This window comes from Escherichia sp. E1V33 (assembly GCF_004211955.1).
Lineage (GTDB): Bacteria > Pseudomonadota > Gammaproteobacteria > Enterobacterales > Enterobacteriaceae > Escherichia.
On the sequence record NZ_RHJI01000001.1, the window covers coordinates 166,495 to 190,157 of the forward strand.

Consider the following 23,663-nt stretch of genomic DNA (forward strand, 5'->3'; position numbering starts at 1 on the left):
AGTATAAAGGCAAGCCAGACGCATTGATATACCCGTCAGAGTGACGGGTGATAAGGAGATCATCACAATGGCATTTAAGAACTGGCAAATTGGGTTGCATTTACAACAGCAAGAAGCGGTGGCGGTTGCTATCGTGCGTGGTGCAAAAGAATGCTTTTTGCAACGTTGGTGGCGTTTGCCGCTGGCGACAGACATTATCAAAGATGGGCGCATTCTCGATGCAGAGCGGCTGGCAAAAACGTTGCTACCGTGGAGTCGTGAACTGCCGCATCGACATCACATTATGCTGGCATTTCCTGCCGGTCGAACGTTACAGAGGGCATTTCCACGCCCGGCGATGTCTCTCGGTGAGCGAGAGCAAACGGCATGGCTGGCCGGAACAATGGCACGCGAGCTGGATATGGAACCGGACTCCCTGCGCTTCGATTATAGCGAAGATTCACTAAGCCCCGCCTATAACGTGACCGCCGCGCAAAGCAAAGAACTGGCAACGCTGCTTACCCTGGCAGAAAGATTGCGTGTTCACGTTAGCGCGATTACCCCGGATGCCTGCGCTTTACAGCGGTTTCTGCCTTTTTTACCCCCTCACAAACAATGTCTGACCTGGTGTGATCACGAACAGTGGTTGTGGGCGACGCGCTATAGCTGGGGGCGCAAGCTGGCGGTGGGGATGACAAGCACAAACGACCTTGCCGCGATGTTATCCGTGGATCCCGAAAGTATCGCGGTATGTGGCGAAGGCGGATTTGACCCCTGGGAGGCGGTTTCTGTTCGTCAGCCGCCGCTACCGCCACCAGGTGGAGACTTCGCTATTGCGCTGGGGCTGGCGCTTGGGGGGAGTCGCTAATGAATCCACCAATCAATTTTTTGCCCTGGCGACAGCAACGCCGTGTAGCCTTTCTTCGCTTCTGGTTGCAGATGTTTGTTGCCCCTCTGCTGCTGACCGTTGGGATAACGCTAATGCAGCGTCTGGCATATAACGCCGAAGCACGCGTAGACGCCATTTTGCTCGAGGCAGAACAACAACTCGCCCGTAGCTTACAGGTCACTAAGCCACGTTTGCTGGAGCGCCAACAGTTACACGAACAGCATTTGCGACGCCAGCGTCAGCGACAATTTACCCGCGACTGGCAACCCGCGCTGGAAACGCTGGCGACGCTTTTACCAGAAAAAGCCTGGCTGACTACGCTGAGCTGGCAGCAGGGAACGCTGGAAGTCAAAGGGTTTACGTCGAACATCACAGCACTAAATGTGTTGGAGAAGTCACTCCGTGAGGATGTCTATTTTCAGCTCAACCAGCGAGGGGCCACGCAGCAGGATGCACAAGGGCGCTGGCAATTTGAGTATCAGTTAACAAGGAAGGTTAGCGATGAACTCGCTCTTTGACTGGTGGTTTGCCACATCTCCTCGTATCCGCCAGTTTGGCTGGGCAGTCTGGTTGCTTATGTTATGCACAATCATCGTTCTTTCATTGACCCATCAGAAAGAGAGCGACGCATTAACTCGACTGCGGGCAAGTAATCATCAGCAGTGGGCGGCACTGCATCGCCTGGTAGACGCGCCCACCATCAGCGAAGAAAAGACGTTGCCCTTTTCGCCGCTGGATTTTCAGTTGCCTGGCGCGCAACTGGTTTACTGGCATCCGTCCGCCCTGGGAGGTGAGTTAGCGTTGAAAACTCTCTGGGAAGCGGTGCCGTCGGCATTTACACGACTGGCAGAGCGCAACGTCAGCGTAAGTCGTTTTTCGTTAAGCGTGGAAGGTGATGAACTCTTGTTCACATTACAACTGGAGACGCCGCATGAGGGTTAAACGCTGGTTGTTGGCAGGTATTGCATTGTGCCTTTTAACCGGTATGCGCGACCCGTTTAAACCGCCGGAAGATCTATGCCGGATTAGCGAACTTACCCAGTGGCGCTATCAGGGGATGGTAGGAAGAGGCGAGCGCGTTATTGGCGTAATAAAAGATGGGCAAAAGAAATGGCGACGGGTGCAGCAAAACGATGTGCTGGAAAACGGCTGGACGATCTTACAGCTGACGCCAGACACACTAACGCTGGGAACCGGGACAAACTGCGAACCGCCACAGTGGTTGTGGCAACGGCAAGGAGATACAAATGAAGCAATGGATAGCCGTATTACTGTTGATAATGATGCCCATCGTGCAGGCGGCAAAGCCGCAAAAAGTCACGCTGATGGTGGATGACGTTCCGGTTGCTCAGGTGTTGCAGGCACTGGCCGAACAGGAGAAGCTAAACCTGGTGGTGTCGCCAGACGTCAGCGGTACGGTATCGCTACATTTAACGGACGTTCCCTGGAAGCAGGCGCTACAAACCGTAGTGAAAAGCGCTGGGCTGATAACGCGTCAGGAAGGCAACATTCTTTCAGTGCATTCCGTTGCCTGGCAAAATGAAAATATCGCCCGTCAGGAGGCAGAGAAGGTACGGGCGCAGGCAAATCTGCCGCTGGAAAACCGCAGTATAACCCTGCAATACGCCGACGCGGGAGAACTGGCGAAAGCAGGGGAGAAACTACTGAGTGCCAAAGGGAGTATGACCGTTGATAAACGCACCAATCGCCTTTTGCTACGTGATAACAAAGCGGCGTTAAACGCGCTGGAACAGTGGGTAGCGCAAATGGACCTTCCGGTCGGGCAGGTTGAACTGTCGGCGCACATTGTCACCATTAATGAAAAAAGTCTGCGCGAGTTAGGCGTGAAATGGACGCTGGCCGATGCGCAACAAGCTGGCAGCGTTGGGCAAGTGACTACGCTCGGTAGCGATCTCTCCGTAGCGACGGCGACGACACATATCGGTTTTAACATTGGGCGGATCAACGGACGTTTGCTGGATCTGGAGCTTTCCGCACTTGAACAGAAACAGCAACTGGATATTATCGCCAGCCCACGTTTACTGGCTTCGCATCTCCAGCCTGCCAGCATTAAACAGGGGAGCGAAATTCCGTATCAGGTTTCCAGTGGTGAAAGTGGTGCAACATCGGTGGAGTTTAAAGAGGCGGTGCTGGGAATGGAGGTCACGCCCACCGTGCTTCAAAAAGGCCGCATTCGGTTGAAATTACATATTAGCCAGAATGTGCCGGGGCAGGTACTACAGCAGGCCGATGGCGAAGTGCTGGCGATTGATAAGCAGGAGATCGAAACGCAGGTCGAGGTCAAAAGCGGAGAAACGCTGGCGCTGGGCGGCATTTTTACCCGTAAGAATAAATCAGGTCAGGATAGTGTACCGCTGCTGGGCGACATTCCTTGGTTCGGGCAATTATTTCGTCATGACGGAAAAGAAGATGAACGACGTGAGTTAGTGGTATTTATCACGCCACGGCTGGTTTCCAGTGAGTAAAACAGCCGTAAAACTGGCGATGTTTTTATGCTGAACACGTTTCATCTATTTGACGTGCGCAGGTATTTAGCATACAAGGAGTACCGATTTGAGAGTTGGTGCTCTTCGCTGCCTGCGTTTCATGATGATGATTTATCATTCAGGCGGCATTTTGCTGTCTTTTTTACGCTAATCTTACCCGGTGATTTATCGCCAAAGCGGTGATAGCAAGGCAGCATGCTTGCAGCGACCAGATATGCAGAGGGATGGGCGATTTATTCAGTTGCCAAACCTGCTGGAGTATTGAGATAATTTTCAGTCTGACTCTCGCAATATCTTATGAGGTTTCAGTTCATGTCCTGCTGCGCTCTCTGAGCGAAGCGGGTTTATCATTAACGAATAGTCTTAGTAGTACCGAAAAAATGGCAGAGAAACGCAATATCTTTCTGGTTGGGCCTATGGGTGCCGGAAAAAGCACTATTGGGCGCCAGTTAGCTCAACAACTCAATATGGAATTTTACGATTCCGATCAAGAGATTGAGAAACGAACCGGAGCTGATGTGGGCTGGGTTTTCGATTTAGAAGGCGAAGAAGGCTTCCGCGATCGCGAAGAAAAGGTCATCAATGAATTGACCGAGAAGCAGGGTATTGTGCTGGCTACTGGCGGCGGCTCTGTGAAATCCCGCGAAACGCGTAACCGTCTTTCCGCTCGTGGCGTTGTCGTTTATCTTGAAACGACCATCGAAAAGCAACTTGCACGCACGCAGCGTGATAAAAAACGCCCGTTGCTGCACGTTGAAACACCGCCGCGTGAAGTTCTGGAAGCGTTGGCCAATGAACGCAATCCGCTGTATGAAGAGATTGCCGACGTGACCATTCGTACTGATGATCAAAGCGCTAAAGTGGTCGCAAACCAGATTATTAACATGCTGGAAAGCAACTAATTCTGGCTTTAAATACACTCGTCTGCGGGTACAGTAATTAAGGTGGATGTCGCGTTATGGAGAGGATAGTCGTCACTCTCGGGGAACGTAGTTACCCAATTACCATCGCATCTGGTTTGTTTAACGAACCAGCTTCATTCTTACCGCTGAAATCGGGCGAGCAGGTGATGTTGGTCACCAACGAAACCCTGGCTCCTCTGTATCTCGATAAGGTCCGCGGCGTACTTGAACAGGCGGGTGTTAACGTCGATAGCGTTATCCTCCCTGACGGCGAGCAGTATAAAAGCCTGGCAGTACTCGACACCGTCTTTACAGCGTTGTTGCAAAAGCCGCATGGCCGCGATACTACGCTGGTTGCACTTGGCGGCGGCGTAGTGGGCGATCTTACCGGTTTCGCGGCGGCGAGCTATCAGCGCGGCGTTCGCTTCATTCAAGTCCCAACGACGTTATTGTCGCAGGTTGACTCCTCCGTTGGCGGCAAAACCGCGGTAAACCATCCCCTCGGTAAAAACATGATTGGCGCGTTTTACCAACCTGCATCGGTGGTGGTAGATCTCGATTGTCTGAAAACGCTTCCTCAGCGTGAGTTAGCTTCGGGGCTAGCGGAAGTCATCAAATACGGCATTATTCTTGACGGCGAGTTTTTCCACTGGCTGGAAGAGAATCTCGACGCGCTGCTTCGTCTGGATGGCCCTGCAATGGCGTACTGTATTCGTCGCTGCTGTGAGCTGAAAGCAGAAGTTGTCGCCGCCGACGAGCGTGAAGCTGGCTTACGTGCTTTACTCAATCTTGGACATACCTTTGGTCATGCTATTGAAGCTGAAATGGGCTATGGTAATTGGCTACACGGTGAAGCGGTTGCTGTGGGTATGGTGATGGCGGCGCGCACATCGGAACGTCTCGGGCAGTTCAGTTCTGCTGAAACGCAGCGTATTATTACCCTGCTCACGCGGGCTGGGTTACCGGTCAATGGGCCGCGCGAAATGTCCGCGCAGGCATATTTACCGCATATGCTGCGTGACAAGAAAGTCCTTGCGGGAGAAATGCGCTTAATTCTTCCGCTGGCAATTGGTAAGAGCGAAGTTCGCGGCGGTGTTTCGCACGATATCGTTCTTAACGCCATTGCTGATTGTCAGTTAGCGTAACAACAAGAAAGGTCAGGCCGCTTATCCAGCGGTTTATTAGCTTCAGGTTAATTGCAACGTGGTAAGCATTAACCTTTTAGTGGGGTGTTAAATGGATGAATTCAAACCAGAAGACGAGCTGAAACCCGATCCCAGCGATCGTCGTACTGGTCGTTCTCGTCAATCTTCTGAGCGTTCTGAACGTACTGAACGTGGCGAACCGCAGATCAATTTTGATGATATTGAACTTGATGATACGGATGATCGTCGTCCGACCCGCGCGCAAAAAGAGCGCGATGAGGAACCGGAAATCGAACAAGAATATGACGAATCCGAAGATGAAACCGTGGATGAGGAGCGCGTAGAGCGTCGTCCGCGTAAGCGCAAAAAAGCAGCCAGTAAACCCGCTTCTCGTCAGTATATGATGATGGGCGTCGGTATTCTGGTTCTGTTGCTGCTGATCATCGGTATCGGTTCTGCGTTAAAAGCCCCCTCGACCTCTTCCAGCGATCAAACTGCGTCTGGCGAGAAGAGTATTGATCTTGCTGGCAATGCGACCGATCAGGCGAATGGCGTGCAGCCAGCACCGGGAACCACGTCTGCGGAAAATACTCAGCAGGATGTTTCTCTGCCGCCAATCTCTTCTACGCCGACCCAGGGGCAAACCCCGACGGCAACGGATGGTCAACAGCGTGTTGAAGTGCAGGGTGATCTGAACAATGCGCTGACCCAGCCGCAAAATCAGCAACAGCTGAACAATGTGGCGGTAAGCTCGACATTGCCGACCGAACCAGCAACGGTTGCTCCAATACGCAATGGCAATGCATCGCGCGATACGGCAAAAACGCAAACCGCTGAACGTCCGACCACCACGCGTCCGGTTCGTCAGCAGGCAGTGATTGAACCGAAAAAACCGCAAGCAACTGTGAAAACTGAACCGAAGCCGGTAGCACAGCAACCGAAGCGTACCGAACCAGCAGCGCCAGTGGCGAGCTCGAAGGCACCGGCTGCGACTTCTACGCCAGCGGCAACGCCAGCGCCAAGTGCGACTGCCAGCACGGAGCCGACACAGACGGCATCGCCGGCACAAACCACAGCAACACCAGCTGCTGGGGCGAAGAGCGCGGGTAATGTTGGTTCGTTGAAATCGGCACCGTCAAGCCATTACACTCTGCAGTTGAGCAGTTCTTCTAACTACGACAACCTGAACGGTTGGGCGAAGAAAGAGAATCTGAAAAACTACGTTGTCTATGAAACGACGCGTAATGGTCAGCCGTGGTATGTCCTGGTTTCTGGCGTGTACGCTTCGAAAGAAGAAGCGAAAAAAGCGGTATCTACATTGCCAGCCGATGTCCAGGCCAAAAACCCGTGGGCGAAACCGCTGCGTCAGGTACAGGCCGATCTGAAGTAATCAAGGCTATTTCCCGCAATGGATAACCGTTGCGGGAACTGCCTGAAGCGCTGGATGCTGTCGGAGCTTTCTCCACAGCCGGAGAAGGTGTAATTAGTTAGTCAGCATGAAGAAAAATCGCGCTTTTTTGAAGTGGGCAGGGGGCAAATATCCCCTGCTTGATGATATTAAACGGCATTTACCTAAGGGCGAATGTCTGGTTGAGCCTTTTGTTGGTGCCGGGTCGGTGTTTCTTAACACCGACTTTTCTCGTTATATCCTTGCTGATATCAACAGCGATCTGATTAGTCTCTACAACATTGTAAAGACGCGTACCGAAGAGTACGTGCAGGCTGCTCGCGAGCTGTTTGTTCCAGAAACGAATTGCGCCGAGGTCTACTACCAGTTCCGCGAAGAGTTCAACAAAAGCCAGGACCCATTCCGCCGGGCAGTATTGTTTTTATATTTGAATCGCTACGGCTACAACGGCCTGTGTCGTTACAACCTGCGCGGTGAGTTTAACGTGCCGTTTGGTCGCTACAAAAAACCCTATTTCCCGGAAGCAGAGTTGTATCACTTCGCTGAAAAAGCGCAGAATGCCTTTTTCTATTGTGAGTCTTACGCCGATAGCATGGCGCGCGCAGATGATGCATCCGTCGTCTATTGTGATCCGCCTTATGCGCCGCTTTCTGCGACTGCCAACTTTACGGCGTATCACACAAACAGTTTTACGCTTGAACAACAAGCGCATCTGGCGGAAATCGCCGAAGGTCTGGTTGATCGCCATATTCCAGTGCTGATCTCCAATCACGATACGATGTTAACGCGTGAGTGGTATCAGCGCGCAAAATTGCATGTCGTCAAAGTTCGACGCAGTATAAGCAGCAACGGCGGCACACGTAAAAAGGTGGACGAACTGCTGGCTTTGTACAAACCAGGAGTCGTTTCACCCGCGAAAAAATGATTCTCAAGGAGAAGCGGATGAAACAGTATTTGATTGCCCCCTCAATTCTGTCGGCTGATTTTGCCCGCCTGGGTGAAGATACCGCAAAGGCCCTGGCAGCTGGCGCTGATGTCGTGCATTTTGACGTCATGGATAACCACTATGTTCCTAACCTGACAATTGGGCCAATGGTGCTGAAATCCTTGCGTAACTACGGTATTACCGCCCCTATCGACGTGCATCTGATGGTGAAACCGGTCGATCGTATTGTGCCGGATTTCGCTGCCGCTGGTGCCAGCATCATTACCTTTCATCCAGAAGCTTCCGAGCATGTTGATCGCACGCTGCAACTGATTAAAGAAAATGGCTGTAAAGCGGGTCTGGTATTTAACCCGGCGACACCGCTGAGCTATCTGGATTACGTGATGGATAAGCTGGATGTGATCCTGCTGATGTCCGTCAATCCTGGTTTCGGCGGTCAGTCTTTCATTCCTCAAACACTGGATAAACTGCGTGAAGTACGTCGTCGTATCGACGAGTCTGGCTTCGACATTCGACTGGAAGTGGATGGCGGCGTGAAGGTGAACAACATTGGCGAAATCGCTGCGGCGGGCGCGGATATGTTCGTCGCCGGTTCGGCAATCTTCGACCAGCCAGACTACAAAAAAGTCATTGATGAAATGCGCAGTGAACTGGCAAAGGTAAGTCATGAGTAAGTTTGAAGATATTCGCGGCGTCGCTTTTGATCTTGACGGTACGCTGGTGGACAGTGCTCCAGGTCTTGCTGCTGCGGTAGATATGGCGCTGTATGCGCTGGAGTTACCCGTTGCAGGTGAAGAACGCGTTATTACCTGGATTGGTAACGGCGCAGATGTTCTGATGGAGCGCGCATTGACCTGGGCGCGTCAGGAACGTGCGACTCTGCGTAAAACAATGGGTAAACCGCCCGTTGATGACGACATTCCGCCAGAAGAACAGGTACGTATTCTGCGTAAACTGTTCGATCGCTACTATGGCGAGGTTGCCGAAGAGGGGACGTTTTTGTTCCCGTACGTTGCCGATACGCTGGGCGCGTTGCAGGCTAAAGGCTTGCCGCTAGGCCTTGTCACCAACAAACCGACGCCGTTCGTCGCGCCGCTGCTCGAAGCCTTAGATATCGCCAAATACTTCAGCGTGGTGATTGGTGGTGATGATGTGCAAAACAAAAAACCGCATCCGGACCCGCTGTTACTGGTGGCAGATCGGATGGGCATTGCCCCACAACAGATGCTGTTTGTTGGCGACTCACGCAATGATATTCAGGCAGCAAAAGCAGCTGGTTGCCCTTCTGTTGGTTTAACCTATGGATATAACTACGGCGAGGCTATCGATCTTAGCCAGCCTGATGTAATTTATCAGTCTATTAATGACCTTCTGCCCGCACTAGGGCTTCCGCATAGCGAAAATCAGGAATCGAAAAATGACTAAGCCCATCGTTTTTAGTGGCGCACAGCCCTCAGGTGAATTGACCATTGGTAACTACATGGGTGCGCTGCGTCAGTGGGTAAACATGCAGGATGACTACCATTGCATTTACTGTATCGTTGACCAACACGCGATCACCGTGCGCCAGGATGCACAGAAGCTGCGTAAAGCGACGCTGGATACGCTGGCCCTGTATCTGGCTTGCGGTATCGATCCTGAGAAAAGCACCATTTTTGTTCAGTCCCACGTGCCGGAACATGCGCAGTTAGGCTGGGCACTGAACTGCTATACCTACTTCGGTGAACTGAGCCGCATGACCCAGTTCAAAGATAAATCTGCACGTTATGCCGAAAACATCAACGCCGGGCTGTTCGACTATCCGGTGCTGATGGCGGCGGACATCCTGCTGTATCAAACCAATCTGGTGCCGGTGGGTGAAGATCAGAAACAGCATCTGGAACTGAGCCGCGATATCGCACAGCGTTTCAACGCACTGTACGGCGATATCTTTAAGGTGCCGGAGCCGTTTATTCCAAAATCTGGCGCGCGCGTGATGTCGCTGCTGGAGCCGACCAAGAAGATGTCCAAGTCTGACGATAACCGCAATAACGTTATCGGCCTGCTGGAAGACCCGAAATCGGTAGTGAAGAAAATCAAACGTGCGGTCACTGACTCCGACGAGCCACCGGTAGTTCGCTACGATGTGCAGAACAAAGCGGGCGTTTCCAACCTGCTGGATATTCTTTCCGCGGTAACGGGCCAGAGCATCCCGGAACTGGAAAAACAGTTTGAAGGCAAGATGTATGGTCACCTGAAAGGCGAAGTGGCTGATGCCGTTTCCGGTATGCTGACTGAATTGCAGGAACGTTATCACCGTTTCCGCAACGATGAAGCCTTCCTGCAACAGGTGATGAAAGACGGCGCGGAAAAAGCCAGCGCGCACGCTTCCCGTACGCTAAAAGCGGTGTACGAAGCGATTGGTTTTGTGGCGAAGCCGTAATATCAAAACGCTCGGACGGTCCCCTCGCCCCTTTGGGGAGAGAGTTAGGGTGGGGGGAGCAGGCAAGCGCCAGTGCGAATTACCCTCTGCTCGCATTGACGAATAAATCAATTTGTCATCACTCTGAAACCGGGGAAACCCGGTTTTTTTATCCTCTTTTCGCCACAACCCGAAAAAATGTGAAGCGCCTCGCCGTTTCCACATCTCGTCGTTGCCACTTATCTTCATTTTAATGAAGATATAAACATTCATTTTATTGAAAATATATTATGCGTCGAACGTTTATCAAAAAAGAAGGCGTCGTCATCACGACTCTGGCTCGTTATCTGTTAGGTGAAAAGTGCGGTAATCGATTGAAAACCATAGATGAACTGGCAACAGAATGCCATTCATCGGTTGGTCTGACACAAGCCGCGCTGAAAACGCTGGAATCAAGCGGCGCGATAAGAATTGAACGCCGCGGGCGCAATGGCAGCTATCTGGTTGAGATGGATAATAAAGCCCTGCTGACTCATGTGGATATCAACAACGTGGTATGTGCGATGCCCTTGCCCTACACCCGTTTGTACGAAGGGTTGGCGAGCGGATTGAAAGCCCAGTTTGATGGCATTCCTTTTTACTATGCGCATATGCGCGGCGCGGATATTCGCGTGGAGTGTTTACTTAACGGCGTGTATGACATGGCGGTAGTATCCCGCCTGGCGGCAGAAAGTTATCTCACGCAAAAAGGTTTATGCCTGGCGCTGGAACTTGGACCGCACACCTACGTTGGCGAGCACCAGTTGATTTGCCGTAAAGGCGAGTCCGCAAACGTGAAGCGCGTGGGGCTGGATAACCGCTCGGCGGATCAGAAAATCATGACCGATGTCTTTTTTGGCAATAGCGATGTGGAGCGCGTCGACCTCTCATATCACGAGAGTTTACAACGCATTGTTAAAGGCGATGTCGATGCGGTTATCTGGAACGTGGTGGCAGAAAGCGAACTGGCCATGCTGGGATTAGAGGCGACGCCGCTGACGAACGATCCACGATTTTTACAGGCCACTGAAGCTGTGGTACTGACGCGAGCCGATGATTACCCGATGCAACAATTGCTACGTGCGGTTGTTGATAAACATGCCCTGCTTGCTCATCAACAGCGAGTAGTCAGTGGGGAACTTGAACCCAGTTATTAAGCGAAAGGTGTCTTAAATGGAAAACAGACTCAACCTGCTTTGCGAGGCAGGAGTCATTGATAAGGACATCTGCAAAGGCATGATGCAGGTCGTCAAGGTAATGGAAACTGAATGTCATCTGCCGGTGCGTAGCGAGCAAGGGACGATGGCGATGACACACATGGCGAGTGCGTTGATGCGCAGTCGTCGTGGTGAGGAAATTGAGCCGCTGGATGACGAATTACTGGCGGAACTGGCGCAATCCAGTCACTGGCCCGCGATTGTGCAATTGCATCAGGTGTTGTTGAAGGAATTCGCACTGGAAGTTAACCCGTGTGAAGAAGGCTATTTGCTGGCCAACCTTTATGGATTATGGATGGCTGCTAACGAAGAGGTTTGAGTCATACGGCAAATCCACGTCACATAACTTAAATATTCAAAAAAATGAATGTTTAATTCAAGGAATAGAAACGAGGCAACAAGATGTTTGTAGAAGCATTGAAACGCCAGAACCCAGCACTGATTTCCGCCGCACTAAGCCTGTGGCAACAGGGCAAGATCGCCCCGGACAGCTGGGTTATCGACGTGGATCAGGTACTGGAAAACGGTAAGCGGCTGATTGAGACTGCGCGGCTTTACGGCATTGAGCTGTATCTGATGACCAAGCAGTTTGGCCGTAATCCGTGGCTGGCGGAAAAACTTCTGGCGCTGGGCTACAGCGGTATTGTGGCGGTGGATTACAAAGAGGCGCGGGTCATGCGCCGCGCCGGTTTGCCGGTAGCGCATCAGGGGCATCTGGTGCAAATCCCTTGTCATCAGGTTTCTGACGCCGTTGAACAGGGAACCGACGTCATCACCGTGTTTACCCTCGATAAAGCGCGGGAAGTTTCTGCGGCAGCGGTGAAGGCCGGACGGGTCCAGCCTGTGCTGCTCAAAGTTTATAGCGATAATGATTTTCTTTATCCGGGGCAGGAGAGCGGTTTTACCCAAAACACGCTGCATGACATTGTCGCTGAAATCCAAAAACTACCCGGATTACATTTAGCGGGACTTACCCATTTCCCTTGCCTGCTTTGGGATGAAACAAGCGGGAAAGTTTTACCCACGCCGAATCTTCACACGCTGGTACAAACACGAGATCAACTGGCGAAATCTGGTATTGCGATTGAGCAACTGAATGCCCCTTCAGCGACCAGCTGCACTTCGCTGCCGATGCTGGCGCAATACGGTGTGACTCATGCCGAACCCGGTCATGCGCTGACGGGCACTATTCCGGCAAACCAGCAGGGCGATCAGCCTGAACGTATCGCGATGCTTTGGTTAAGTGAAATTTCCCACCATTTCCGTGGCGACAGCTACTGCTACGGCGGCGGTTATTACCGTCGTGGTCATGCCCACCGCGCTCTGGTTTTTACTAAAGAAAATCAAAAGATTACTGAAACAAATCTCAAAACTGTGGATGACAGCAGTATCGACTACTACCTGCCGTTAGCAGGCGAGTTTCCGGTGAGTAGTGCCGTAGTGTTCTGTTTTCGTACACAGATTTTTGTTACCCGCAGTGATGTGGTGTTGGTATCGGGTATTCAGCGTGGCGAACCGGAAATCGTCGGTCGTTATGACAGTCTTGGAAACTCTCTGGAGGCGTAATGGCGCGATTTGTGGTGTTAGTGATTGATAGCTTTGGCGTAGGCGCAATGAAAGATGTCACGCTGGTGCGTCCACAGGATGCCGGGGCGAATACCTGTGGTCACATCCTGAGCCAGTTGCCGCATTTGCAGCTACCAACGCTGGAGAAGCTGGGGCTAATCAACGCATTGGGTTATGCGCCAGGCGATATGCAACCGTCAGATTCCGCAACCTGGGGTGTGGCAGAACTGCAACATGAAGGTGGCGATACCTTTATGGGGCATCAGGAAATTTTAGGCACGCGCCCGTTACCGCCGCTGCGGATGCCTTTTCGCGATGTGATTGACCGTGTTGAGCAGGCATTAGTTTCCGCCGCTTGGCAGGTGGAGCGCCGTGGCGATGATCTGCAATTTCTGTGGGTCAATCAGGCGGTTGCGATTGGCGATAATCTCGAGGCGGATTTAGGCCAGGTCTATAACATCACCGCCAATCTCTCTGTGATCTCTTTTGACGACGCAATCAAAATTGGTCGTATCGTGCGTGAGCAGGTACAGGTCGGTCGGGTCATTACATTTGGTGGCTTGTTAACCGACAGTCAACGCATTCTCGATGCCGCAGAAAGTAAAGAAGGGTGCTTTATTGGTATCAATGCGCCGCGTTCTGGCGCTTATGACAACGGCTTCCAGGTCGTGCATATGGGCTACGGTGTTGATGAAAAAGTGCAGGTGCCGCAAAAACTGTATGAAGCGGGCGTGCCAACCGTGCTGGTGGGTAAGGTGGCAGATATCGTCAACAATCCTTATGGCGTGAGCTGGCAAAATCTGGTGGATAGCCAGCAGATTATGGATATCACCCTCGACGAATTTATCACCCATCAGACAGCGTTTATTTGCACCAACATTCAGGAAACCGACCTCGCTGGTCACGCAGAAGACGTCGCACGTTATGCCGAACGTTTGCAGGTCGTTGACCGCAATCTTGCTCTCCTGGTTGAGGCGATGCAGCCAGATGACTGCCTGATCGTCATGGCTGATCATGGTAACGACCCGACAATCGGTCACAGCCACCATACCCGCGAAGTCGTGCCGGTGCTGGTTTATCAGCAAGGCCTGGCTGCTACTCAGCTAGGTGTTCGCACCACGCTTTCTGATGTGGGGGCTACCGTGTGTGAATTTTTCCGTGCGCCACCGCCACAAAATGGTCGCTCTTTTCTTTCCTCCCTCCGGTTTGCAGGAGACACCCTATGAGTTTTGATCCGACGGGCTACACCTTCGCCCATGAACATCTGCATATTGATCTTTCCGGCTTTAAAAACAACGTGGACTGCCGCCTTGATCAGTATGCGTTCATTTGCCAGGAGATGAACGACCTGATGGCCCGGGGCGTGCGTAATGTGATTGAGATGACCAACCGCTACATGGGGCGAAATGCACAATTTATGCTCGATGTGATGCGTGAAACGGGGATCAACGTGGTGGCCTGTACCGGCTATTACCAGGATGCCTTTTTTCCTGAACATGTGGCGACCCGCAGTGTGCAGGAACTGGCACAAGAGATGGTCGATGAAATTGAACAGGGTATTGATGGCACTGACCTGAAAGCCGGGATCATTGCAGAGATTGGTTCCAGCGAGGGCAAAATCACGCCGCTGGAAGAGAAGGTGTTTATTGCCGCCGCGCTGGCGCATAACCAGACCGGGCGCCCAATCTCCACGCATACGTCGTTTAGCACCATGGGGCTGGAACAACTGGCGCTACTGCAAGCCCGCGGAGTTGATCTTTCGCGCGTCACTGTTGGCCACTGCGATCTGAAAGACAACCTCGACAACATTTTGAAGATGATCGATCTCGGCGCGTATGTGCAGTTCGACACCATCGGCAAGAACAGTTACTACCCGGACGAAAAGCGCATTGCGATGCTCCACGCGCTACGCGACCGTGGGTTGCTTAACCGCGTCATGCTGTCGATGGATATTACGCGCCGCTCTCATTTAAAAGCCAACGGTGGTTATGGCTATGACTATTTATTGACCACCTTTATTCCGCAATTGCGCCAGTCAGGATTCAGTCAGGCCGATGTGGATGTGATGTTACGTGAAAATCCCTCTCAATTTTTCCAATAAGGACAGACTAATGAAAAAGATTGGCGTTGCAGGCTTACAGCGTGAGCAGATCAAAAAAACCATTGAAGCGACGGCTCCAGGCTGTTTTGAAGTTTTCATTCACAACGACATGGAAGCGGCAATGAAGGTGAAATCCGGGCAACTGGATTATTACATCGGCGCGTGTAATACCGGTGCGGGCGCGGCATTGTCGATTGCCATCGCGGTGATTGGCTATAACAAAAGTTGCACCATTGCCAAGCCGGGTATCAAAGCGAAAGACGAACATATCGCCAAAATGATCGCCGAAGGGAAAGTGGCGTTTGGGCTTTCCGTTGAGCACGTCGAACACGCGATTCCGATGCTGATTAACCATCTGAAATAAAAGGCACGACTATGGATCTGTATATTCAGATTATCGTGGTGGCGTGCCTGACGGGTATGACATCGCTTCTGGCGCATCGCTCGGCAGCCGTTTTTCATGACGGTATCCGCCCGATCCTGCCGCAACTGATTGAAGGCTATATGAACCGTCGCGAGGCGGGGAGTATCGCTTTTGGTCTGAGCATTGGTTTTGTGGCCTCGGTGGGGATCTCCTTTACCCTGAAAACCGGGCTACTCAACGCATGGCTACTCTTTCTTCCTACCGATATCCTCGGCGTACTGGCGATAAACAGCCTGATGGCGTTTGGTCTTGGCGCTATCTGGGGCGTGTTGATCCTCACCTGTCTGTTGCCGGTAAACCAGCTGCTGACCGCACTGCCGGTGGATGTATTAGGTAGTCTGGGGGAATTAAGCTCGCCGGTGGTTTCAGCTTTTGCACTGTTCCCGTTGGTGGCGATTTTCTACCAGTTTGGCTGGAAGCAAAGTCTGATCGCTGCCGTGGTTGTGCTGATGACCCGTGTGGTGGTAGTGCGCTATTTCCCACATCTTAACCCTGAATCCATAGAAATCTTTATTGGCATGGTGATGCTGCTGGGGATCGCGATAACTCACGACCTGCGTCATCGTGATGAAAATGACATCGATGCCAGCGGGCTTTCGGTGTTTGAAGAACGCACGTCGCGGATTATCAAAAACTTACCGTATATCGCTATTGTTGGGGCACTGATTGCCGCCGTTGCCAGCATGAAGATTTTTGCTGGCAGTGAAGTGTCGATCTTCACCCTTGAGAAAGCATATTCCGCAGGCGTAACGCCGGAACAATCACAAACGCTGATTAATCAGGCGGCACTGGCGGAATTTATGCGCGGGCTGGGTTTTGTGCCGTTGATTGCCACCACCGCGTTAGCCACTGGCGTGTATGCGGTTGCGGGCTTTACCTTTGTTTATGCGGTGGGCTATCTCTCGCCAAATCCGATGGTTGCAGCAGTATTAGGCGCAGTGGTTATTTCGGCAGAAGTGCTATTGCTTCGTTCGATCGGCAAATGGCTGGGGCGTTACCCATCGGTACGTAATGCGTCGGATAACATCCGTAACGCCATGAATATGCTGATGGAAGTGGCGTTGCTGGTCGGTTCGATTTTCGCAGCAATCAAAATGGCAGGCTATACCGGATTCTCTATCGCGGTTGCCATTTACTTCCTCAACGAATCTCTGGGCCGTCCGGTACAGAAAATGGCGGCACCGGTCGTAGCAGTAATGATCACCGGCATCCTGCTGAATGTTCTTTACTGGCTTGGTCTGTTCGTTCCGGCTTAAGGAAGGCACCTATGAAGACGTTTCCTTTGCAGAGCCTGACTCTTACTGAAGCGCAGCATAAGCAGTTTGCGCTGGTGGACTCGATTTGCCGCCATTTCCCCGGCAGCGAGTTTCTTACTGGCGGTGATTTAGGGTTAACTCCAGGGCTGAATCAACCGCGTATTACCCAACGGGTGGAGCAGGTGCTGGCTGACGCGTTTCATGCGCAAGCGGCGGCGCTGGTACAGGGCGCGGGTACTGGAGCGATTCGTACGGCGCTGGCGGCTTTGCTCAAACCGGGACAGCGTCTTCTGGTGCATGACGCGCCTGTTTACCCGACGACTCAGGTCATTATTGAACAGATGGGGCTGACGCTTATCACTGCTGATTTCAATGACCTGTCGGCACTTAAGCAAGTTGTCGAAGAGCAACAACCGGATGCGGCGCTGGTGCAGCATACGCGCCAGCAGCCGCAGGACAGCTACATTCTGGCAGATGTGCTGGCAACGTTGCGCGCGGCAGGTGTGCCAGCGTTAACCGATGACAACTATGCGGTGATGAAAGTGGCGCGAATTGGCTGCGAATGTGGGGCAAATGTCTCGACATTTTCCTGCTTCAAGCTGTTTGGGCCAGAGGGTGTTGGCGCGGTGGTAGGCGATGCCGATGCTATTAGTCGGATTCGCGCCACGCTCTATTCCGGCGGCAGCCAGATTCAGGGCGTGCAGGCGTTAGAAGTATTGCGTGGTCTGGTGTTTGCGCCAGTGATGCACGCGGTGCAGGCGGGGGTATCTGAGCGGTTGTTAGCTTTGCTTAATGGTGGTGCGGTGCCGGAAGTTAAAAGCGCCGTCATTGCTAATGCACAGTCGAAGGTATTGATTGTGGAGTTTCATCAGCCGATTGCCGCCAGAGTGCTGGAAGAAGCGCAGAAACGCGGCGCGTTGCCTTATCCGGTGGGAGCGGAGTCGAAATATGAGATTCCGCCGCTCTTCTATCGACTTTCCGGAACGTTCCGTCAGGCGAATCCGCAATTAGAACATTGTGCGATTCGCATTAACCCGAATCGCAGCGGTGAAGAGACGGTGCTGCGGATTTTGCGTGAGAGTATTAGCAGCGTTTAATCTTTTGAACGATATTTTCGAAAAGAGTGCAGAAACAAATACGCCCTCGGGTAATCCCGAGGGCGTCAGGCAATTAAACCGGCGTTAACCGATTTCTGTCAATGACTTACTGTGCAGTAGGACCGCAGCCGCCAATGATTTTAGAAATAGAAATTGCCGGGTGCAGCAGGTAGTCGTAAGAGCAGTTCTTTTCACGGTTTTCAATATGACCAGTACATGCAGTTAATGTTGCCAGTACCGCACCAACCAGTGCTACTTTAATAAACTTGTTCATTTTCATTCCCTATGTAAAATATATCGAGTAATATTCATTGATTATGTGAATATAAGCAAACAGCTCGCTAAAGACGATACAGGAATATCTATTATGCGTCAGTGAATGGACTATGAATATTATGATTATATTTGTAAGCCGCTGTAACTGTAGGACGTTATTAAACTAAATTAGTTAAAAGTTTGTTTTATGTCTGGTGAAAATAAACATTAATATAAGTATGTTTGTAAATAAAAAAAGGCCAGAAATATCCGGCCTTAGTTGATTTTTTTAAATTAATGGTTAGAGAACCAATTTAATTTATCGCGCAGGCCAACGACCCGACCAATAATAATTAATGATGGGCTGTTCATTTTCTGCGCCAGTTCGCCCAACTGCGTGAGCGTACCGTTAATCACACGCTGCGTGACTGCCGTACCGTTTTCGACAATTGCCACCGGCATTTCACCAGGCATTCCGTGTTCAATCAGTTTTTGCTGAATGGTCGCGGCCTGATTCAGTCCCATATAGAACACCAGCGTCTGTTTTTCTGCCGCCAGATTTTCCCAGTCCAGCTCTCCACCGGTTTTTAAGTGTCCGGTAATTAAGCGTACGCTCTGAGCATAATCGCGATGCGTAAGTGGAATACCCGAATAGGCAGAGCAACCAGAAGCTGCGGTTATACCCGGAACCACCGAGAACGGAATGCCTGCATTGCATAGTGTTTCCAGCTCTTCGCCACCACGGCCAAAAATAAACGGATCGCCGCCTTTCAAACGCACCACGCGTTTGCCTTTTTGCGCTTCCCGAAGAAGGATCTGGTTAATCTCTTCCTGCGGTACGCAGTGATATCCCGCGCGTTTACCGACGAAGACACGATCCGCATCGCGGCGTACCAGATTCATAATATCGTCAGAAACCAGACGGTCGTAGACCACCACATCAGCCTGCTGAATTTGTTGCAGACCTTTCAGCGTCAGAAGACCAGCATCGCCTGGACCTGCGCCAACCAGCACTACTTCACCACGATGATCGAGCGGTTCGTTGATTAACTGTTCGGTGGTTTCAGTAATGGCTTTCTGATCGTTGTTCGCCAGCGACTGCGCCAGACGGTCGTTAACGAACAATTTTTCCCAGAAGCGGCGACGTTCACCCATCGTGGCGAACTGTTGTTTGACCCGACCGCGCAACTGCCCGGCATATTTCGCCACCTGGCCCAGATGCAGCGGCAGCAGTGATTCGAGTTTTTCGCGCAACAGGCGCGCCAGAACCGGAGAAGTACCGCCAGAGGAAACCGCCACCATCAGCGGTGAGCGGTCAATAATCGACGGCATAATGAAGCTGGCGGCTTTCGGCGCATCGACCACGTTACAGAAGATGCGACGAGCTTCAGCGGCTTCGCTGACGCGCTGGTTAAGCGCGTCATCATCCGTCGCTGCAATCGCCAGCCAGCAGGTGTCGAGAAGGCTTTCATCAAATGGCCCTTCGACGAGGGTTAACATGCCTGCATCTGCCCATGCGGTGAACTGTGGAATAAACGCTAATGCATTCACCGTTAAGCGAGCGCCTGCGTCTAACAGCAACCTTGCTTTGCGTTCCGCGACATCACCACCGCCGACAATCAGACAGTCGCGATCGCGTAATTGGCAAAATATAGGCAAATGATCCACGTAAAAACCCCTTAGTAATTAACCGGCAGCCGTTTCAGTTTGATTAAATTTGTCCGCAACCGGACGATTCGCTTTCGGCGTAGCATACCAATAACCCAATCCCATGAATACGGCGCCCGATAAAGTATTACCCAGCGTCACCCACAGCAGGTTATGACCAATACCCGCCAGCGTGTAGGCTTCGCTGTGATTGCCGAACCAGGAGAGCGCGAATAGCGTCATGTTAGCGATGGAGTGCTCATAGCCGGATGCAATAAATGCCAGCAGACACCACCAGATAGCGATAAATTTCGCCGCCCCTTCAGTACGCAGCGCCATCCAGATTGCCAGACAAACCAGCCAGTTACACAATGCACCTTTGAAGAACAGTACCATTGCCGGTGCGGTGGTTTTAGCCAGCGCGACGGAGTGAACGATGCTGGTATCTACCGGCAGCAGGCTACCGCCGCCCCAGCTATAGAGCATGGCAACGAAGACAGAACCGACCAGGTTACCCAGCCAGGTTTGCGGCAGGATTGCCCACATTTGCCCGTGGCTGATGGTGCCCGCTTTCACCCCAAAGGTGAGGAACATGGTGTGTCCGGTGAACAGTTCAGAACCGGCGATAATCACCAGCGTTAAAGCGATACCAAAGGTCGCGCCCATCACCAGAGGGCGTACGGATGGATCGAGCAAATTACCGAGCGTGAAAATCAGGATGATCCCAAGACCCACATACGCGCCCGCCATAGCGGAGCTGACCCAAAAGCCGAGCGGGTTATTTGCCGACAGGCGTGCAATGCGCGCAGCATTAGCCGCACACTTATTAATAGTGTCTGTAAACATTTGATTATCCTTTAAAAAATAAAAGCAAAAAATAAAACAAAAAGTTTAAAAAATGTCCTGCAATATACCGAAGGTCATTACAGGACAATGCAAAAAGGGGAGGCATTGCGCCTCCCGTTAAAACATTAACCGCGTAGCTGTACCACGCCGTCTTTCACTCGCGCTTCGTAATGCTTGACGGAAAACTGTTCGTCTTCCATGCACAATCCGTCGCTTAAGCGAAAACGCTGTTTTTTCAGCGGGCTGGCGACCCACAGCTCGCCCTGGTGTTCCGCAATCAGTCCGCGTGACAGCACGCTGGATTCGAAGAACGGATCGATGTTGCTGATCGCAAACACCTGGTCGCTGTGATACGGGCGGAAAATTGCTACCTGCTCGTCACCTAACAGCGCGCAGACACCGGTTTCAGGCAGGATGTCATCGATTTTGCAGATGTCTTTCCACTGGCTCATGCGTTGTCCTCCACCAGAGTTACCGGGATACGTTCATACGGCGTTGCCGGACGGTGCTGTTCGCGCTCTGGCACCATCTGCACGTTCGGGTCACGCTTGTCGCTGTTGATGAAGTGTTTGAAGCGAGTCTGCGCAGACGGCGTATTGACCGTTTCAGTCCACTCACACACTACCGCTTCACGCAGGCGCGCCATCTCTTCTTCCAGATGTGCGTTCAGCCCCAGTTTGTCGTCAATGATCACTGCTTTCAGGTAATCGATGCCGCCTTCGAGGTTTTCTAACCACGGTGCGGTACGCGTCAGCTTGTCGGCGGTACGGATGTAGAACATCATGAAGCGGTCGAGATATTTGATCAGCGTTTCGCGATCGATATCCGCCGCCAGCAGATCCGCATGACGCGGTTTCATGCCGCCGTTACCACAAACGTACAGGTTCCAGCCTTTTTCGGTGGCGATGATACCCACGTCTTTACCCTGGGCTTCTGAACATTCACGGGTACAGCCGGAGACACCGAACTTCATTTTGTGCGGCGTACGGATGCCTTTGTAGCGGTTTTCCAGTTCCACGCCAAGGCCGACGCTGTCGCCAACACCGTAGCGGCACCAGGTGCTACCCACGCAGGTTTTCGCCATACGCAGTGCTTTCGCATAGGCATGACCGGTTTCGAAGCCCGCTTCAATCAGCTGACGCCAGATTTCCGGCAGATCGTCTTTCTGTGCACCAAACATCGCCAGGCGCTGGGAGCCAGTGATTTTGGTGTAGAGATTAAATTCACGCGCGATACGACCCACTGCCATCAGCCCTTCCGGGGTGATTTCACCGCCCGGAGAACGCGGGATCACCGAGTAGGTGCCGTCTTTCTGGATGTTAGCGAGGAAGTTGTCGTTAGAATCCTGCAGCGGAGTATGTTCCGGCTTCAGAATGTATTCGTTCCAGCAGGAGGCCAGCAGCGAACCGACGGTCGGTTTACAAACTTCACAACCGTAGCCTTTGCCGTGTTTCGCCAGCAGTTCTTCGAAGGTTTTGATGCCTTCAACGCGGATCAAATGGAACAGTTCCTGACGCGAATAAGCAAAGTGTTCGCACAGGTTGTTGTTGACTTCGATACCCTGTTTCGCCAGTTCTGCGTTCAGTACCTGCGTTACCAGTGGGATACAGCCACCGCAGCCAGTACCCGCTTTGGTTTCGGCTTTCAGCGCCGCAACGGTGTGGCAGCCTTTGTTGATAGCAGCAATCAGATCACCTTTAGTGACGTCGAAGCAGGAGCAGATTTGCGCACTGTCTGGCAGTTTATCAACACCGATAGACGGCTTACCGCTACCCGAGTGTGCTGGCAGGATCAGGGAATCCGGGTTTTCCGGCAGTTCGATAGCGTTCAGCACCAGTTGCAGCAGGTTGCCGTAGTCGCTGGTATCGCCCACCAGTACCGCACCGAGCAGGGTTTTGTTGTCTTCGCTGACAATCAGGCGTTTGTAGATCTCTTTGCTTTCGTCGAGGTAAACGTAGCTACGCGCGCCAGGTGTACGACCATGCGCATCGCCAATACCGCCTACGTCTACGCCCAGCAGTTTCAGCTTGGCGCTAAGGTCGGCACCTTCAAAGGCGTTTTCGCTGCCAAGAATGTGGTCAACGGCGACCTGCGCCATTTTGTAGCCCGGAGCTACGAGACCAAACACACGGTTGTTCCAGCTTGCGCATTCACCGATGGCGTAGATATCCGGATCGGAAGTCTGGCAGGAATCATTAATGACGATACCCCCACGCGGAGCTACGTCCAGACCACACTGGGTTGCCAGCTTATCGCGCGGACGGATACCGGTAGAGAAGACGATAAAGTCAACTTCCAGCTCGCTGCCGTCGGCAAAACGCATGGTTTTACGCGCTTCGACACCTTCCTGCACAATCTCAAGGGTGTTTTTGCTGGTGTGAACGCGCACACCCATGCTCTCGATTTTGCGACGCAGCTGCTCGCCACCCATCTGATCAAGCTGTTCCGCCATCAGCATAGGGGCAAATTCGATAACGTGGGTTTCAATACCTAAGTTTTTCAGCGCGCCAGCGGCTTCCAGACCTAACAGGCCGCCACCAACAACGGCACCGCGCTTGCTGCGACGTGCGCAGGATTCAATGGCGTTGAGGTCTTCAATGGTGCGATAGACAAAGCAGTCCTGAGTATCAGAACCTTTGATTGGCGGGATCCACGGGTAGGAACCGGTCGCCATGATCAGCTTGTCATAAAAAACGGTGCGCCCGGCGCTGGAGTGGATCACCTTCTCCTGGCGGTTGATGGTGATAGCGCGTTCGCCGACCAGAACTTTGATGCCGTGTTTCTCGTAAAAGCCTTCGCGCACCAGCGACAGCTCTTCGGCGGTGTGGTGAGAGAAGTAAGACGAGAGGTGTACGCGGTCATAAGCGATGCGCGGTTCTTCACAGAAAACGGTAATATCAAAGTTGGCCGCATCAGATTTATCAAGAAGATCTTCGATAAAGCGATGGCCGACCATACCGTTACCGATAATTGCGAGTCTGACTTTGCTCATTTTTGCCTCGATTTCTTTTTTATTACCGCCTACCTTAACGATTCAG

25 protein-coding genes are annotated in these 23,663 nt (G+C 52.2%); 20 read left to right on the plus strand and 5 right to left on the minus strand.

Features of this window, described 5'->3' with window-relative positions:
• Positions 1-67: 67 nt before the first annotated feature.
• From hofM to D9742_RS00810, 20 genes are all read left to right on the plus strand, one after another.
• Entirely contained in the window at positions 68-847 is a 780-nt protein-coding gene (gene hofM, locus D9742_RS00715; RefSeq protein WP_130235669.1) for a DNA utilization protein HofM, read from the plus strand.
• The gene (locus D9742_RS00720) at positions 847-1,386 is read left to right on the plus strand and encodes a PilN domain-containing protein (protein ID WP_130235670.1); all 540 of its coding nucleotides are present in this window, start codon (positions 847-849) and stop codon (positions 1,384-1,386) included. Before hofM ends, D9742_RS00720 begins: the two co-directional genes overlap by 1 nt.
• Complete coding sequence (locus D9742_RS00725; protein ID WP_130235671.1) at positions 1,370-1,810, plus strand: DNA utilization protein HofO; 441 nt, start codon at positions 1,370-1,372, stop codon at positions 1,808-1,810. The genes D9742_RS00720 and D9742_RS00725 overlap by 17 nt, the downstream gene beginning before the upstream one ends.
• On the plus strand, positions 1,800-2,204 hold the full coding sequence (locus tag D9742_RS00730; RefSeq protein ID WP_130235672.1) for a DUF2531 family protein: 405 nt from the start codon (positions 1,800-1,802) through the stop codon (positions 2,202-2,204). The genes D9742_RS00725 and D9742_RS00730 overlap by 11 nt, the downstream gene beginning before the upstream one ends.
• Positions 2,116-3,354: a DNA uptake porin HofQ gene (gene hofQ, locus D9742_RS00735; RefSeq protein WP_130235673.1), complete on the plus strand. Its 1,239-nt coding sequence runs from the start codon at positions 2,116-2,118 to the stop codon at positions 3,352-3,354. The genes D9742_RS00730 and hofQ overlap by 89 nt, the downstream gene beginning before the upstream one ends.
• A gap of 401 nt (positions 3,355-3,755) precedes the next feature.
• Positions 3,756-4,277: a shikimate kinase AroK gene (aroK, locus tag D9742_RS00740; protein ID WP_001507994.1), complete on the plus strand. Its 522-nt coding sequence runs from the start codon at positions 3,756-3,758 to the stop codon at positions 4,275-4,277.
• 56 nt (positions 4,278-4,333) lie between these two features.
• On the plus strand, positions 4,334-5,422 hold the full coding sequence (aroB, locus tag D9742_RS00745; protein WP_130235674.1) for a 3-dehydroquinate synthase: 1,089 nt from the start codon (positions 4,334-4,336) through the stop codon (positions 5,420-5,422).
• Positions 5,423-5,513: 91 nt separating this feature from the next.
• The gene (gene damX, locus D9742_RS00750; protein WP_130235675.1) at positions 5,514-6,812 is read left to right on the plus strand and encodes a cell division protein DamX; all 1,299 of its coding nucleotides are present in this window, start codon (positions 5,514-5,516) and stop codon (positions 6,810-6,812) included.
• Positions 6,813-6,918: 106 nt separating this feature from the next.
• Positions 6,919-7,755, plus strand: a complete 837-nt coding sequence (dam, locus tag D9742_RS00755) for an adenine-specific DNA-methyltransferase (protein WP_130235676.1) — start codon at positions 6,919-6,921, stop codon at positions 7,753-7,755.
• Between the two features lie 17 nt (positions 7,756-7,772).
• A complete protein-coding gene (gene rpe / locus D9742_RS00760; protein WP_000816280.1) occupies positions 7,773-8,450 on the plus strand; it encodes a ribulose-phosphate 3-epimerase in 678 nt (225 codons plus the stop codon).
• A complete protein-coding gene (gene gph / locus D9742_RS00765) occupies positions 8,443-9,201 on the plus strand; it encodes a phosphoglycolate phosphatase (protein ID WP_130235677.1) in 759 nt (252 codons plus the stop codon). Before rpe ends, gph begins: the two co-directional genes overlap by 8 nt.
• Positions 9,194-10,198 (plus strand): tryptophan--tRNA ligase, encoded by a 1,005-nt coding sequence (gene trpS / locus D9742_RS00770; protein WP_000165543.1) that lies wholly within the window; start codon positions 9,194-9,196, stop codon positions 10,196-10,198. Before gph ends, trpS begins: the two co-directional genes overlap by 8 nt.
• 269 nt (positions 10,199-10,467) lie before the next feature.
• Positions 10,468-11,373, plus strand: coding sequence for a GntR family transcriptional regulator YhfZ (yhfZ, locus tag D9742_RS00775; protein WP_130235678.1), 906 nt, complete (start codon positions 10,468-10,470; stop codon positions 11,371-11,373).
• 16 nt (positions 11,374-11,389) lie between these two features.
• Positions 11,390-11,752 (plus strand): PRD domain-containing protein, encoded by a 363-nt coding sequence (locus D9742_RS00780; protein ID WP_130235679.1) that lies wholly within the window; start codon positions 11,390-11,392, stop codon positions 11,750-11,752.
• 83 nt (positions 11,753-11,835) lie between these two features.
• Positions 11,836-12,999: a YhfX family PLP-dependent enzyme gene (locus tag D9742_RS00785; RefSeq protein WP_130235680.1), complete on the plus strand. Its 1,164-nt coding sequence runs from the start codon at positions 11,836-11,838 to the stop codon at positions 12,997-12,999.
• On the plus strand, positions 12,999-14,225 hold the full coding sequence (locus D9742_RS00790) for a phosphopentomutase (RefSeq protein ID WP_130235681.1): 1,227 nt from the start codon (positions 12,999-13,001) through the stop codon (positions 14,223-14,225). Before D9742_RS00785 ends, D9742_RS00790 begins: the two co-directional genes overlap by 1 nt.
• Entirely contained in the window at positions 14,222-15,100 is an 879-nt protein-coding gene (locus D9742_RS00795) for a phosphotriesterase-related protein (RefSeq protein WP_130235682.1), read from the plus strand. The genes D9742_RS00790 and D9742_RS00795 overlap by 4 nt, the downstream gene beginning before the upstream one ends.
• A gap of 10 nt (positions 15,101-15,110) precedes the next feature.
• Entirely contained in the window at positions 15,111-15,464 is a 354-nt protein-coding gene (locus D9742_RS00800; RefSeq protein ID WP_000719728.1) for a DUF2620 domain-containing protein, read from the plus strand.
• Between the two features lie 11 nt (positions 15,465-15,475).
• Positions 15,476-16,780, plus strand: a complete 1,305-nt coding sequence (locus tag D9742_RS00805; RefSeq protein ID WP_000366862.1) for a YhfT family protein — start codon at positions 15,476-15,478, stop codon at positions 16,778-16,780.
• Positions 16,781-16,791: 11 nt separating this feature from the next.
• Positions 16,792-17,877 (plus strand): aminotransferase class I/II-fold pyridoxal phosphate-dependent enzyme, encoded by a 1,086-nt coding sequence (locus D9742_RS00810; RefSeq protein ID WP_130235683.1) that lies wholly within the window; start codon positions 16,792-16,794, stop codon positions 17,875-17,877.
• Between the two features lie 106 nt (positions 17,878-17,983).
• On the opposite strand, the gene D9742_RS00815 is transcribed toward D9742_RS00810, so the two are convergent.
• From D9742_RS00815 to nirB, 5 genes are all read right to left on the minus strand, one after another.
• The gene (locus D9742_RS00815; protein ID WP_064527562.1) at positions 17,984-18,151 is read right to left on the minus strand and encodes a YhfL family protein; all 168 of its coding nucleotides are present in this window, start codon (positions 18,149-18,151) and stop codon (positions 17,984-17,986) included.
• A gap of 275 nt (positions 18,152-18,426) precedes the next feature.
• Positions 18,427-19,800 carry a siroheme synthase CysG gene (gene cysG / locus D9742_RS00820; protein ID WP_130235684.1) on the minus strand — a complete coding sequence of 458 codons (1,374 nt, stop codon included), beginning with the start codon at positions 19,798-19,800 and terminating at the stop codon, positions 18,427-18,429.
• 18 nt (positions 19,801-19,818) lie between these two features.
• Entirely contained in the window at positions 19,819-20,625 is an 807-nt protein-coding gene (nirC, locus tag D9742_RS00825) for a nitrite transporter NirC (RefSeq protein WP_000493563.1), read from the minus strand.
• A 125-nt stretch (positions 20,626-20,750) separates the two neighbouring features.
• A complete protein-coding gene (nirD, locus tag D9742_RS00830) occupies positions 20,751-21,077 on the minus strand; it encodes a nitrite reductase small subunit NirD (RefSeq protein ID WP_000084764.1) in 327 nt (108 codons plus the stop codon).
• Positions 21,074-23,617 (minus strand): NADPH-nitrite reductase large subunit, encoded by a 2,544-nt coding sequence (gene nirB / locus D9742_RS00835; RefSeq protein WP_000049213.1) that lies wholly within the window; start codon positions 23,615-23,617, stop codon positions 21,074-21,076. The genes nirD and nirB overlap by 4 nt, the downstream gene beginning before the upstream one ends.
• Positions 23,618-23,663 lie beyond the last annotated feature (46 nt).